General features: G+C 64.1%; 11 protein-coding genes. 3 read left to right on the top strand and 8 right to left on the bottom strand.

The genetic code is table 11. The features are described 5' to 3' along the window. Nucleotides 1-96: 96 nt before the first annotated feature. The 8 genes from esaR to def form a co-directional block, all read right to left on the bottom strand. Nucleotides 97-786, bottom strand: coding sequence for a response regulator transcription factor EsaR (gene esaR, locus CJU94_RS04940; protein ID WP_095417758.1), 690 nt, complete (start codon nt 784-786; stop codon nt 97-99). Beyond that, nucleotides 787-3,201 (bottom strand): sensor histidine kinase, encoded by a 2,415-nt coding sequence (locus CJU94_RS04945; protein ID WP_095417759.1) that lies wholly within the window; start codon nt 3,199-3,201, stop codon nt 787-789. Continuing rightward, nucleotides 3,191-3,790 carry a DUF4390 domain-containing protein gene (locus tag CJU94_RS04950; protein ID WP_095417760.1) on the bottom strand — a complete coding sequence of 200 codons (600 nt, stop codon included), beginning with the start codon at nt 3,788-3,790 and terminating at the stop codon, nt 3,191-3,193. Before CJU94_RS04950 ends, CJU94_RS04945 begins: the two co-directional genes overlap by 11 nt. Next, nucleotides 3,787-5,226 (bottom strand): 16S rRNA (cytosine(967)-C(5))-methyltransferase RsmB, encoded by a 1,440-nt coding sequence (gene rsmB, locus CJU94_RS04955; protein WP_095417761.1) that lies wholly within the window; start codon nt 5,224-5,226, stop codon nt 3,787-3,789. The genes CJU94_RS04950 and rsmB overlap by 4 nt, the downstream gene beginning before the upstream one ends. Nucleotides 5,227-5,548: 322 nt before the next feature. Further along, entirely contained in the window at nt 5,549-6,406 is an 858-nt protein-coding gene (gene htpX, locus CJU94_RS04960) for a zinc metalloprotease HtpX (protein WP_095417762.1), read from the bottom strand. 104 nt (nt 6,407-6,510) lie between these two features. Then, nucleotides 6,511-7,152: a LysE family translocator gene (locus tag CJU94_RS04965; protein WP_095417763.1), complete on the bottom strand. Its 642-nt coding sequence runs from the start codon at nt 7,150-7,152 to the stop codon at nt 6,511-6,513. Nucleotides 7,153-7,264: 112 nt separating this feature from the next. After that, complete coding sequence (gene fmt / locus CJU94_RS04970; RefSeq protein WP_095417764.1) at nt 7,265-8,251, bottom strand: methionyl-tRNA formyltransferase; 987 nt, start codon at nt 8,249-8,251, stop codon at nt 7,265-7,267. A gap of 31 nt (nt 8,252-8,282) precedes the next feature. Next, nucleotides 8,283-8,786 (bottom strand): peptide deformylase, encoded by a 504-nt coding sequence (def, locus tag CJU94_RS04975; protein ID WP_095417765.1) that lies wholly within the window; start codon nt 8,784-8,786, stop codon nt 8,283-8,285. A gap of 244 nt (nt 8,787-9,030) precedes the next feature. Between def and dprA the strand changes: the two genes are divergently transcribed. The 3 genes from dprA to CJU94_RS04990 all read left to right on the top strand — a co-directional run bounded on the left by dprA (nt 9,031) and on the right by CJU94_RS04990 (nt 13,683). Beyond that, nucleotides 9,031-10,296: a DNA-processing protein DprA gene (gene dprA / locus CJU94_RS04980; RefSeq protein ID WP_095417766.1), complete on the top strand. Its 1,266-nt coding sequence runs from the start codon at nt 9,031-9,033 to the stop codon at nt 10,294-10,296. An 89-nt stretch (nt 10,297-10,385) separates the two neighbouring features. Beyond that, nucleotides 10,386-10,763, top strand: coding sequence for a thioredoxin family protein (locus tag CJU94_RS04985; protein ID WP_095417767.1), 378 nt, complete (start codon nt 10,386-10,388; stop codon nt 10,761-10,763). 247 nt (nt 10,764-11,010) lie between these two features. Continuing rightward, nucleotides 11,011-13,683 (top strand): DNA topoisomerase III, encoded by a 2,673-nt coding sequence (locus tag CJU94_RS04990; RefSeq protein WP_095417768.1) that lies wholly within the window; start codon nt 11,011-11,013, stop codon nt 13,681-13,683. The last annotated feature ends 54 nt before the right edge of the window (nt 13,684-13,737 follow it).

The following is a 13,737-nucleotide window of genomic DNA, read 5'->3' on the forward strand; positions in this document are numbered from 1 at the left end:
AGCAGGGCAAGCCCCTTGTCGAAAAAATCTGCGCAAATGAAATCTGCGCGCTGAGCACCGCCTTCATTTGCGCCTGTCACTGGCTCGTCACTGCCTTCACTCGCCTTTGTTTTTGCCAAGATCGACGCCGAGTTGCTTGAGCTTGCGGTACAAGTGAGTGCGCTCCAGGCCGGTCTTCTCCGCCACGCGCGTCATGCTGCCGTTCTCACGTGCAAGGTGATATTCGAAGTACGCGCGCTCGAACGCATCGCGCGCGTCACGCAACGGAATATCGAACGAGATCGATGCCGTTTGCGCAGCCAGCGCGCCGCTGCCGAGGCCGTCGGTAGAGAGCATTGGCAATGCCGCCGCCGAAGCCACTGCCGAAGCACTCACCGGCAACACCGGCTTGGCCGCGGCGCCGCCCGGCGCGCCCCCCGCGTTGCCTCGCGCAAGGCCCTGCTCGACGGCCTTCAGCAGTTTCTGCAAGGCAATCGGCTTTTCGAGGAAATTGAGCGCACCGATCTTGGTTGCCTCAACCGCCGTGTCGATCGTCGCATGGCCGGACATCATGATCACCGGCATGGTGAGCTGCCCTTGCGCGGCCCATTCCTTGAGCAAGGTCACGCCGTCGGTATCGGGCATCCAGATGTCGAGCAGCACCAGGTCGGGCGCCTGGCGCAAACGGAACTCGCGCGCTTCCTGCGCGTTTTCCGCGGCCTCCACGACATGCCCTTCGTCGCTCAGGATCTCCGAGAGCAATTCCCGGATGCCCATTTCATCATCTACCACCAGGATGGTTGCCATTTACGCTGCCCTTGTCTGCACTGTTGCTTTTGTCTTTCCCTGCGACGCACCGCCGTGCGCCGCACGCGGCCCTGTTCCAGGTGTCGCGGCATCGTCTGCCAGTTGAAGGAAGAGGATCGAAATCTGCGCGCCCTCGATCACATCGCCCGCTTTCATGCGATTGCGGATGTCGATGCGCGCGCCGTGTTCGTCGACGATCTTCTTGACCATCGCAAGACCCAGGCCCGTACCCTTGGCCTTGGTCGTCACGTAAGGTTCGAATGCACGGGTGAGGATACGCGCGGGGAAGCCCGGTCCGTTATCCGACACCGTCAGACGCACCGCCACGCGGACTTTGCCTTCCGCGTCGGGGTCTCCGTATTCTACTGTCCTCGTCTCGAGCAACACACGCGGATGCTCGAGGTCCGCCACCGCATCCTGCGCGTTCTGCAGCAGGTTGTGAATCACCTGACGCAACTGCGTCGCGTCGCCGCGAATCGCCGGCAAGGTGGCGAGTTCGACCTGGATCGCGCCCTTGCCCTCTTCGATACCGTACAGCGTGAGCACTTCGCTGACCAGTTCATTCAGCTGCAGATGCGCAAGCACCGCCGGCGGCGTGCGCGCATAGTCGCGGAAATTGTCGACCATCTGCTTCATGGCGGCGACCTGGTTGACGATCGTGGTCGCGCCGCGCTTGAGCACATCGGCGTCGGATGGCGACAGCTTGTCGGCGAGCTTCATCTGCAAACGCTCGGCGGAGAGCTGGATCGGCGTGAGCGGATTCTTGATCTCGTGCGCGAGCCGCCGTGCGACTTCGCCCCACGCGATCGAACGCTGCGCGGAGATCACGTCGGAAATATCGTCGAACACGACCACGTAGCCGGACGTCTGCATGTCTTCCGCGTCGCGGTCCGTCGCCGAGACGAGCCGCGCGCCGCGCACGAGCAAGGTGAGCGGCTCGGTTTCGCCCGGCACCTGCACCGAAAACTGCTGCTGCCAGTGGCCGCGATCGTCGTGACCGTCGCCGCTCGCCGCTTCGCGATCGGCAAACGCCTTGCGGACCATGCCGCCGAATTCGCTCAGCACGCCGATCTGATCCAGCGCCGAACCCATCAATGCCTGGAACGGCTGACGGAAAATCCGCTCGGCGCCGCGATTCGCGGTGGTCAGCCTGAACTGCCGGTCGAACACGAACACGCCCGCAGTCAGGTTGGCGAGAATGCTTTCCAGATATGCCTTCGAATGTTCGAGCGCAATGCGGTTGTTCTCGACCGCCGCGCGCGCTTCGGATAACTGCCGCGTCATCGCGTTGAACGACTGCGTGAGAAAGCCCAATTCGTCGCGTGATTTGATTTCACGCTTCGGCGTGTAATCGCCTTCCGTAATTTCCTTGGTGCCTTGCGCCAGCAGGAACAATGGCCGAGCAAGCTGATTGCCGAGCGCGAGCGCCAGCATCATTGCGATGAAGGTGGCGAGAAAGAGCGCAAGCGTCAGCGTGCCGATGTACATCTTGCGCAGACCCGTGCGGCCGAGCGCTTTCTCCTGGTACTCGCGATAAGCGCGCTGTACCGCGTCGGCGTTGCGCGCGAGCGAGGGCGACACCGGCTGCGTGAGCTGCAGGAAGCGTTCGGTGGGCTGCAGCAGCGACGCATTCGAGTCGGGAATGCGTTGCACCACGCGCAGGCGCAGCACGCCTTTGCTGCCATGCGCATGGGGATCGCCGTCCACTTCGCCTTCGATCGCCGCATAGCCGCGGCCGCGCGCCTGATCGATCATCAGCGGTGTAGGCAAATCGTTCGGCACGAGCGTCGCGTAGTTGCCGGATGCCTGCGCGACCACGTGCATATCGGGCGTCGCACCCGACATGCTGCGCGTGGGTTCGACGATCGTCGCATCCTGCACGCCGAACTGATCGCGCAGACGCAGCAGCGTGAGCGTGGTGCCGGCGGCGTCCGCGCTCGCCAGCTGCTCGGACATCAAACGGCCCTTGGTCTGCAGATCGGACAGCGACGCGTCGAGCATGCCGCGGCCGAGATTCAGGCCGGACGTGAGCGCGGTTTCGACGTTCACATCGAACCACGACTCGATACTGCGCGACACGAACTGATACGACACGACGTAGATGATCCCGCCCGGCACCACGCCGACCAGCGCCATGAAGAACGCAAGTTTCGCCAATAGCCGCGTGCCGAACTTACCCTTTCTCAGCCGCGCGATGATGATGATGACGAGCGTCGCCACCACCAGCAAGAAGATCATCGCGACCGCGAGATTGGCGGCGTAGAGCCACTGGTAATAGCGGTCGAAGAATTCGGTGTTCGCGCTGGCGGCGGCGAGCAGCACGAGCAGCAAGACGGCCGTGACCGCGACCGTGGACACCAGCACGCGCACGACAATGCTGCTGACGCTGGTGGCGGAGCGCACTTTATTTAGCACGTTCGGTCACCGTGAAGGTAAAGCGCTTCCATTCGGAGGCGAGGTTCCAGTCGCGGTTGTTCACCGCGTCGATCTGGAACGGCTTGGGCATCAGCGCGATGTCGAGTTGCATACGCACAGAGGCGGTGTAGTTCTCCCCGGCATGCACGTCATTGCGATCGATCACGTGCCACGACGTAATGTGCTTGATGACCGCGAGCGCATCCTTGAGCGTCGTGAAGCCGAGCTGCAAGCCGCCGGAAGATACGCTCGACACGCGGTATTCGCGCGTGAGCGGCTGAAACGACAGGCGGATGCTTTGCGACACGCTCACCGGCTGCTCGTCGAACCAGTACCAGCGCGGCCGGCTCAATTCGAAGTCGGTCGTGAAATAGAGCGGGATGCCTTTATTGACCGCATCTTCGAGGTTGCTGTTCAGGTCGAAGTCGAAGCGGGCGTCGAGGTTCCAGCCGGTGTTGTCGGCTTGCAGCGACGCGCGCTGCACCGCGATCGAGTCAGCGTGCGCCGCGCCCGGCGCCGCGAGCCATAAGGCCAGCGCGATCCAGAGCACGGCAGCGAGCCGAAGCGGGAAGAAGCGTTTGATGGTCACCGTTTCTGGAAGCGCGCGTAGAAAAATCCGTCGTGGTCTGAGTTCGCGCCGGCGCTGTCTTCAGCGGGTTGTCCGGCATGGGAACCGGCCGATGTGTCGGCGGGCGCGCGAGCGGCTGAAGGCAACAGCTGCCCCGGCGCGTCCAATCGTACCGCATCCTGATACTTGTTTCCAAACCACTGCGCCTGCAACTCGCCTTCTTCGGGAAAGATCGAACACGTAACGTAGAGCAACTCGCCGCCGGGCTTCACGAGCGGCCACAGCGCATCCAGAATGCGGCGCTGCTCGGCGACCAGTGCGGGAATGTCGGACGCGCGGCGCAGCCAGCGAATGTCCGGATGGCGCCGCACGATGCCCGACGCCGAACACGGCACGTCGGCGAGAATTCGATCGAACGGCTGGTCGATGTCGTCGTGCCACTTCGCGGGCGCGCCCGCGTCGCCGATTCGCACTTCCGCTTCGAGCTTGAGGCGCCGCAGGTTTTCGCCGATACGGCGCGCGCGCGATGCGTCGCTTTCGAGCGCGACGAGCTGAAGATTGGCGAGTTCGAGCAGATGGCCAGTCTTGCCGCCCGGCGCCGCGCACGCGTCGAGCACGCGCATGCCGTCGCGCACGCCGAGCAGTTGCGCGGCGAGTTGCGCGCCCGCGTCCTGCACCGAGACGACGCCGTCGTTAAAACCCGGAATGCGGTCGACCGGCATCGGCGTGGCGAGCTTGACCGCGTAGTCGCCGGCCTTGCTTGCGGCAATGTGATGGTTTTGCAGCACTTGCAGGTAGGCGTCGACCGTTGAACGACGCGCGTTCACACGCAGCGTCAGCGGGCCTTGCGTATTGCCGGCGGCGAGCACCGCCTGCCATGCGTCGGGCCATGCGCGCTTGACCGCATCGACCCACCAGGCCGGGTAGTTCCAGCGCGCCACTTCGTCGGCTTGCGCGTTGCTCAACAGCGCGTCACGCTCGCGCAGGAAATTGCGCAGCACGGCGTTGACCAGCCCTTTGGCGAAGGCGAATTCACGACGCGCGGCGATCGCGCTCACCGCCTGATCGACCACCGTGAACGGCGCGTAGGCGGCGCTCGCTTCGTCGTCGACGAGCAAGGCCAGGGCGCACGCAAGCACGTGGCCGACGTGTGGCGGCGGCGCCTTTTTCACCAGCTTCGCGATCAGCCACTCAGCAGTGGCCAGACGCCGCATGGTGCGGTACGCGATGTCCTGCACCGCGCCGCGCGCGGTGGCAATGCTGCCTTCGGGCGCGGACACGAAGACGGCTTGCAGCGCGGCCGGCAACGCTGCGCCGAGGCGCACGGCGCCCACTGCCTGACCCGCGCAGTCGAGCGCGAAACCGAGCGATTCGGGCGCGAGATGCAGCATCGACAAACGGGATTCGCGTGGACGCGCCGATGAGGAAGCAGTACGCGAAGAAGGCTTTATGGTCATGAAGAAGGCTAGGGCGGGCCGCGCGGAGCGCGCGACGCAATCAACGCACATTGTAGCGTGGCGCGAAGCGCGGGCCGCCGCGGCCAGCCAGCGGCGGATCGAGTGGGCGTTAATGCAGGCACCGCGAACTGGACAGGCCTGACCTGAAGCGCAGTTTCAGCGTGCGGCGCGATGTGGGCCTTCAGACGTCGTGAAACCGGTTGATGCCCACGTCATCACGCAGCGGCATCGCGCCGGCCCTTGCTTTGCAGGCCTGCAATCGGCACAAAAAAGCGAGCCCGCGGACTCGCCTTTCTGCACACCGCGCAAGCGCCATGCGACGTTATTCGAAGCGACCCGTGCGCGCCATTTCCATCAAACGTGCGACGCGTTCCTCGGTAGCCGGATGCGTGGAGAACAGGTTCGCGATACCGCCGCCCGACAGCGGATTCATGATCATCATCTGCGCAGTGGCCGGATGCTGCTCGGCCGTGGCAAACGGAATGCCGCTCGCGTAACGATGGATCTTGTCGAGCGCCGAAGCGAGCGCCTGCGGGTCGCCGGAAATCTGCGCGCCGCCGCGGTCGGCTTCGAACTCGCGCGCGCGCGAAATCGCCATCTGAATCAGCGCGCCGGCGATCGGCGCGAGCAGCGCGACGGCAATGCCCGCGATCGGGTTCGTGGGACGGCCGTTCTCGTCGCGGCTGCCGAAGAACATCGCGAAGTTCGCCAGCGCGGAGATGGCACCGGCCATGGTGGCCGAGATGGTCGAAATCAGAATGTCGCGATGCTTCACGTGCGCGAGTTCGTGCGCCATGACGCCGCGCATTTCGCGCTCGGACAGCACGCGCAAAATGCCGGTGGTGGCGGCAACCGCCGCATGCTCCGGATTGCGGCCGGTGGCGAATGCGTTCGGTGCGTCTTCATTGATCAGGTAGACGCGCGGCATGGGCAGGCCGGCGCGCGTGGAAAGCTCGCGCACCATCCGGTAGAACTGCGGCGCGCTGGTTTCGTCGACTTCCTGCGCGTTGTACATGCGCAGCACCATCTTGTCCGAGAACCAGTACGAAAAGAAATTCATCCCAAGGGCGATCACGAGCGCGATCGTCATGCCGCGCGACCCGCCGATCATCCCGCCGATCACGATGAAAAGGGCCGTGATCGCGGCCATCAACATCGCGGTTTTGACCCAATTGAACATGTCTGCAACTCCTTGCCCTAACGCGGGGTTCATATCTGCGCCGCTTGATCGCGACGCGTGATTGTAAGCGAATTGTTAGATATGGGCGTGCGAGGAAAATTCAATCATCTTGATGCGGTGGCGAGTTTGATACCCAGGCCGACAAAAGCGCTGCCGACGCCGCGATCCAGCCATTGCTTCACCAGCGGCTGCCCGGAGAAACGCCGGGTCACGCTGCCCGCAATCCACGCGACGAAGCTGTTCCAGACCATGCTCATCACGACGAACACCGCGCCCAGCGTAAGGAAAGCAGGCGCCTGGTGGCCGCTGCCGGCCGTCACGAATTGCGGGAAGAACGACACGAAGAACAGCACCACCTTGGGGTTCAGTACGTTGGTCCAGAACCCTTGCAGGAAAACCTGCCGCAACGACTTGGGCGCCCCGGCCGCGCGCGCTCCGCCCGCCGTCTGGTTGGCTGCTGCTTTGGCGAAAATGAGGCGTGCGCCAAGATAGATCAAATAAATAGCGCCGACGAACTTGATGACGGTAAACGCGGTGGCCGACGCGGCCAGCAGTGCGGTCAAGCCGAATGCGCAAGCCAGCGAATGAACGCAGCAGCCCGCGGAGATGCCGAGCGCCGACATGAGCCCCGCGCTGCGGCCTTGAGCGACGCTGCGCCCGACGATATAAGCCGTGTCGGGACCGGGCGTCACATTCAGAAGAAAGACCGCGGCGACGAAAAACTCGAAATGGGTGATGCCGAACATGGAAATCCTTGAAATGCGGGCAGTCGCATAAAGGATTCTAACGCGCGGCCGGCGTGTCCAGCGGGCTTTGAACATTGGCCGGATGGGCGATGTTCAGGTCATGCGCAACGCGTTAATGTGCGGCGGGAAGTTGGAAGCGCTGTCCCACGGCCAGCGTCGAGCCGGCCAGGAAATCCCGCACCGGCAGGCGTTTGCCGCCGGGCTTCTGCAGTTGCGTGAGACGCAGCGCGCCTTCGCCACAGGCCACGACCACGCCTTCGGCGGAGATGCCGGCGATGGTGCCGGGTGCGCCGTCGGTCTTGGCATCCGTGGGAATCGCGGCCCAGATCTTGATCGACGTGCCGTCTTCCAGCGTGGCAACGCCGCCGGGGAACGGGTCGAACGCCCGCACCTGGCGTGCGAGCACGGCCGCCGGGCGGCGCCAGTCGAGCACGGCTTCATGTTTGCCGATCTTTTCCGCGTAGGTGACGCCGTCCGCGGGTTGCGGCGTCGCCGCCAGCTTGCCGGCGCGCTCCAGTTCGAGCAGCGCCTCGACGATCAGCTTCGCGCCGTCTTGCGCGAGCCGGTCATGCAACGTGGCCGTCGTGTCGTCGGCGGAAATTGCCGTGCGCGATTCGGAGATCATCGCCCCGGTGTCGAGGCCGACGTCCATCTGCATCAGCGTGACGCCGGTTTCGGCGTCGCCCGCTTCGATTGCGCGATGAATCGGCGCCGCGCCGCGCCAGCGCGGCAACAGTGAAGCGTGAATGTTGATGCAGCCGAGCCGCGGAATATCGAGCACTTCCTGCGGCAGGATCAGGCCGTAAGCGGCCACCACCATGACGTCGTGCGGCGTGGCGCGCAGTTGCTCGATCGCGGCGGCGGCTTCGGCCGGATATTTGCCGGCGCGGCGCAGCGAAGGAGGCTGGGCGACGGCGAGCCCATGCTCCTGCGCGTAGCGCTTGACCGGGCTCGCCTGCAACTTCATACCGCGCCCGGCGGGCCGGTCCGGCTGGGTCAGCACGAGCGGCACCGGAAAGCCGGCGCTGTGGATCGCGGCCAGCGCGGCCGCGGCGAACTCCGGCGTACCGGCAAAGATGACGCGCAACGAATGACTCATGAATGGGGGCGGTGGGCGAGGTGAACGCGCATTACATGGCGTGGGCGAGCTTCTTCATCTTGCTCTTGATGCGCGTCTGCTTCAGCGACGACAGATACTCGACGAACACGCGGCCCATCAGGTGATCCATTTCGTGCTGGATACACACCGCGAGCAAGCCTTCGCAGTCCATCTCAAAAGTTTCGCCCTTCTCGTTGAGCGCCCGCACGCGCACTTTCTCCGCGCGCTCGACATTGTCGTAAATGCCCGGCACCGAGAGACAGCCCTCTTCCGACAGCTTCCTCTCGTCACTCGACCAGATGATTTCCGGATTGATGAAAGCGAGCAGTTCGTTGTGGTCGTCCGAGACGTCGATCACGATCACGCGCTCATGCACGTCCACCTGGGTCGCGGCGAGGCCGACGCCTGGCGCGGCGTACATGGTTTCGGCCATGTCCTTGACGAGGCGGCGGATACGGTCGTTGACCGCTTCGACCGGCTTCGCAATCTTATGCAGCCGCTTGTCCGGGTAGTTGAGGATGTTCAGTAAAGCCATGATTTCGAGTGTGATTTTCAGGCGCCGCTGACCGGTGGAAGGCTCGCGTTGGCCATTCGGCCAGGTTGTGGGCTCATCGCGTTACGCACAGGATAGATGGTGTCGAACCGGTTCGATTCAACGCGCCAGATGCGCTAGACGACGAGCCCGCGCGGGTGGGCGCGGCGCTGCGGTTATTTCGGATGATGAAAATTTTAGCATGGCGCCCGCCTGCCCGCTGGCCCAGCAAGAGGATCGACACGCAATGCACACCTTGCCCGCAACGGAAATTGAACTCGCCGCGTGGCTGCGGCTTTCGCTCGCGCCGGGGCTGAAACCCGCGGCGTTGCGCCTGCTGCTACAGGCTTTTGGGCTGCCTGAAGCGATTTTCGAACAAACGCCCGAGGCGCTCGCCGCGATTGCCGGTGAAGCGGCCGCGCGCGCAGCGCTGGCGCCGACCGGCGCCGATTTCGACACCCAGCTCGACGCGGTGATGGCGTGGCGGGAGCAATCCGGCAATCAGATCGTGACGCTCGACGACCCCGCTTACCCGCCTGCCCTGCTGACCATGCCCGATCCGCCGCCCCTGCTATATATAAAGGGCCGGTTGAATCTGCTGCATACGCGAGCGGTCGCCCTCGTGGGCAGCCGAAGCGCTACCCCGCAGGGCGTCGAAGACGCGGAGCGTTTCGCGCGGGAGTTGTCGGCAGCCGGTGTGACCGTCGTGTCGGGGCTCGCGCTGGGCATCGACGGCGCGGCGCACCGCGGCAGCCTGGCGGGCATCGGCGGCACCGTCGCCGTGATCGGCACCGGCGCGGACCTCGTGTATCCGTCGGCGCACCACGCGCTGGCGCGGCAGATCGCGGTGCAAGGTGCAATTGTCTCCGAATGGCCGCTCGGCACGCCCGCGCGCGCCGCCAATTTTCCGCAACGCAATCGGTTGATCGCCGGGCTCGTCAGCGGCGTGGTGATCGTCGAAGCGGCAATGCGCTCGGGTTCGCTGATCACGGCGCGGCTCGCCAATGAGATGGGACGCGATATTTTCGCGCTGCCCGGCTCGATTCACGCGCCGCTGTCGCGCGGGTGTCATCGGATCATCAAACAAGGCGCGAAGCTGGTCGAAACGCCGGATGAGGTGCTGGAGGAACTGGGCTTTGCGCGCCGGGGCGCCGCGCGGACGGTTCCGAGTTCGGCGCATGCCGTTCTCTGGGGCGACGCCGACCCAACGATTGCACCGGAGGTCAGAGGCGCGACAGCGGAGCGGCCAAAGTCCGCCGCGGCGCAGGCGGCGAGCGCATCTCGGGCCGACTCAGCCATAGCAGACGCCCCCGCGCCGCCGCGCCCACCAGTCGATCCCGAAGCCGAACGCCTCCTCTCCGCCCTCGGCCACTCGCCCACTACGCTTGAAATTCTCGCCACCCGCACCGAGATGGAGGACGCGGCCCTGCAAAGCACGTTGCTGCAGCTCGAGCTTGCCGGCCAGATCACCGCGCTGCCCGGCGGCCGCTTCATGCGGGCGAGCCACGGCTGACCCCGCATTGATCGGGTTCAACGACCGTTTGGGATCGGCCATGCTACATTCGCGCCAAAGCACCTGACAAAAGCACGTAAGGAACCACCATGCCCGCGCTGAACCTCGACACCGACCAAGACCGGATCGCCGAGCGCGTCAACGAACCCGAGACGCTGTTCGTTGCCTGCCTGTGCGCGGAATGGTGCGGAACCTGCCGCGAGTATCGGGACGCTTTCGACAAACTGGCCGACCGGCACCCGGAAATCTGCTTCGCATGGATCGACATCGAAACCCATGCGGATCGCTTCGAGGATCTGGATGTGGAGAATTTTCCGACCATACTGATCGAAGATTCGCATACGACGCGGTTTTTCGGCACCGTTCTGCCGCAGGCGGCGATTGTGGAACGGATGTTGTCTGATCTGACGGCGGTGCCCGGCGTCAGCGGCGCGCCCAAGCTGCGGCCCGCACTGGCTGCCACCTGATCCGGGCGATCGGCGTGCGAGCCCGGCGGCCCGGGCGTTGCGAGCGGCGCACATGGCGTTCGCCGCAACTTGCCCAATGCCTGAGCGCGCAATTATGATGGCGCGCTTTATGGCACTTGACACGCCGCTTTCGCGCCGTGTGCTATAAAGCGGTCGTTAATGGGTCGCAAAGGTCGCAAACGAGGGTCGCGCTCATTGAAGCGCACTCACGGCCATCAACCCTGATCTACCAACCTCACATCGAGTCATGTCCAAAGCACTGATCATCGCCGAAAAGCCTTCCGTCGCGAACGACATCGCGCGCGCTTTGGGCGGCTTTACCAAGCATGACGAATACTACGAAAGCGACGAGTACGTCCTTTCCTCGGCAGTCGGCCACCTGCTGGAAATTGCCGCGCCCGAAGACTATGAGGTCAAGCGCGGCAAGTGGAGTTTCGCCAACCTGCCCGTCATCCCGCCGCACTTCGATCTCAACCCGATCGCCAAGAGTGAGTCGCGCCTGAAGGTGCTGACCAAGCTGCTCAAGCGCAAAGACGTCGACCGTCTGATCAACGCATGCGACGCGGGGCGCGAGGGCGAGCTGATTTTCCGCCTGATCGCGCAGCACGCGAAAGCCAAGCAGCCGGTGCAGCGCCTGTGGCTGCAATCCATGACGGCCGGCGCGATCCGCGACGGCTTCGCCCGTCTGCGCAGCGACGAAGAAATGCAGCCGCTCGCCGATGCGGCGCGCTGCCGCTCGGAGGCGGACTGGCTGGTCGGCATCAACGGCACGCGGGCCATGACCGCGTTCAACAGCAAGGGCGGCGGCTTCTTCCTGACCACGGTCGGGCGGGTGCAAACGCCCACGCTCTCGATCGTGGTCGAGCGCGAAGAGAAGATTCGCCGCTTCGTCCCACGCGACTATTGGGAAGTGAAGGCGGAGTTCGTCTGCTCGGCCGGCTTCTACGAAGGCCGCTGGTTCGATCCGAAATTCAAGCGCGACGAGTTCGATCCGGAAAAACGCGATTCGCGTCTATGGGCGCTGCCCGCGGCCGAAACGATCGTCGCTGCCTGCCGCGGCCAGATCGGCACCGTGACCGAGGAATCGAAGCCGTCCACGCAACTGTCGCCGGCGCTCTTCGACCTGACCAGCTTGCAGCGGGAGGCCAACGGCCGCTTCGGCTTCTCGGCGAAGAACACCTTGGGCCTCGCCCAGGCGCTCTACGAAAAGCACAAGGTGCTGACCTATCCCCGTACCGACGCGCGCGCGCTGCCGGAAGACTATATGGATACGGTCAAAGAGACGCTCGGCATGCTCAAGGAGAGCAACAACTATCTGCCGTTCGCCAAGCAGGTGCTCGACAAGGGCTGGGTGAAGCCGAACAAGCGCATCTTCGACAACTCGAAGATCAGCGACCACTTCGCCATTATCCCGACACTGCAAGCACCGAAGAATCTGTCCGAACCGGAACAGAAGCTCTACGACCTCGTCGTGAAGCGATTCCTGTCGGTGTTCTTCCCGGCCGCCGAATACAAGGTGACGACGCGGATCACAGAGGTGGTCGGCCATCACTTCAAGACCGAAGGCAAGGTGCTGGTCGAACCGGGCTGGCTGCAGGTGTACGGCCGCGAGATCAGCGGCGAAGACGCGAACCTCGTGCCGGTGCAGAAGGACGAGAAGGTCAAGACGGACAAGATCGCCGCGCAACAACTGGTGACGAAACCGCCCGCACGCTACAACGAAGCCACCTTGCTCTCGGCCATGGAAGGCGCCGGCAAGCTCGTCGAAGACGACGAGTTGCGCGAGGCCATGGCGGCCAAAGGGCTCGGCACGCCGGCCACGCGTGCGGCGATCATCGAAGGTTTGCTGGGTGAAAAGTATCTGATTCGCGAAGGCCGCGATCTGATTCCTACCGCCAAGGCTTTCCAGCTCATGACGCTGTTGCGCGGTCTCGGCGTGAAGGAACTGACCGCGCCGGAATTGACCGGCGAGTGGGAGTACAAGCTTTCGCAAATGGAACGCGGCAACCTGCCGCGCGACGCGTTCATGCAGGAAATCGCCCGCATGACACAGACCATCGTGAAGCGCGCGAAAGAGTACGATTCCGACACGATCCCGGGCGATTACGCAACGTTGGAAACGCCGTGTCCGAATTGCAGCGGTCAGGTGAAGGAGAACTACCGGCGCTTCGCCTGCTCGAAGTGCGAGTTCTCGATTTCGAAGATTCCGGGCGGACGTCAGTTCGAAATTCCGGAAGTCGAAGAATTGCTGCAGAACAAGACGATCGGGCCGCTGTCGGGTTTCCGCAGCAAGATGGGCCGGCCGTTCTCGGCGATCCTGAAGCTCTCGTTCGACGACGAGATCAAGAACTACAAGCTCGAATTCGACTTCGGCCAGGATGCCGGCGGCGAAGACGGCGAACCGCCTGACTTCTCCGATCAGCAGCCGGTCGGCGCGTGCCCGAAATGCAAGGGCCGCGTGTTCGAGCACGGTATGAGCTACGTCTGCGAGAACTCGGTCGCCAATCCGAAGACTTGCGACTTCCGCTCGGGCAAGGTCATCCTGCAGCAGGAAATCGCCCGTGAACAGATGGCCAAGCTGCTCGAAGAAGGCCGCACGGACCTGCTGACGAACTTCAAGTCGTCGCGTACCGGCCGGAACTTCAAGGCGTTCCTCGTCAAGCAGAACGACGGCAAGATCGGTTTCGAGTTCGAGAAGAAGGAGCCGTCGGCGAAGACTGCCGCGAAGACCGCGGCGGCCAAGTCGGCTGCCAAGGCAGCGGCGGCGGAATCGGAGACCGACGAGGACGGCGCGGCGGTCGCGGTGAAGGCCGCGCCGGCAGCCAAAAAGGTGGCGGCGAAAAAAGCGCCCGCTACCAAGACCGCGGCGGCCAAGAAAGCGCCCGCCAAGAAAGCGGCGGCACGCAAAACCGGCTCGTAATCGAACCACGGCTGGAAGGTGAATCGCTTCCGGCCGGGTTCATTTGCGACTTGC

This window comes from Paraburkholderia aromaticivorans, from assembly GCF_002278075.1.
GTDB lineage: Bacteria > Pseudomonadota > Gammaproteobacteria > Burkholderiales > Burkholderiaceae > Paraburkholderia > Paraburkholderia aromaticivorans.

Bases quoted from the DNA above. Each gene is read 5' to 3' on its own strand.
- def (WP_095417765.1), bottom strand. From the start codon at position 8,786: ATGGCTTTACTGAACATCCTCAACTACCCGGACAAGCGGCTGCATAAG.
- htpX (WP_095417762.1), bottom strand. From the start codon at position 6,406: ATGTTCAATTGGGTCAAAACCGCGATGTTGATGGCCGCGATCACGGCC.
- CJU94_RS04985 (WP_095417767.1), top strand. From the start codon at position 10,386: ATGCCCGCGCTGAACCTCGACACCGACCAAGACCGGATCGCCGAGCGC.
- esaR (WP_095417758.1), bottom strand. From the start codon at position 786: ATGGCAACCATCCTGGTGGTAGATGATGAAATGGGCATCCGGGAATTG.
- CJU94_RS04990 (WP_095417768.1), top strand. From the start codon at position 11,011: ATGTCCAAAGCACTGATCATCGCCGAAAAGCCTTCCGTCGCGAACGAC.
- rsmB (WP_095417761.1), bottom strand. From the start codon at position 5,226: ATGACCATAAAGCCTTCTTCGCGTACTGCTTCCTCATCGGCGCGTCCA.
- dprA (WP_095417766.1), top strand. From the start codon at position 9,031: ATGCACACCTTGCCCGCAACGGAAATTGAACTCGCCGCGTGGCTGCGG.
- fmt (WP_095417764.1), bottom strand. From the start codon at position 8,251: ATGAGTCATTCGTTGCGCGTCATCTTTGCCGGTACGCCGGAGTTCGCC.
- CJU94_RS04965 (WP_095417763.1), bottom strand. From the start codon at position 7,152: ATGTTCGGCATCACCCATTTCGAGTTTTTCGTCGCCGCGGTCTTTCTT.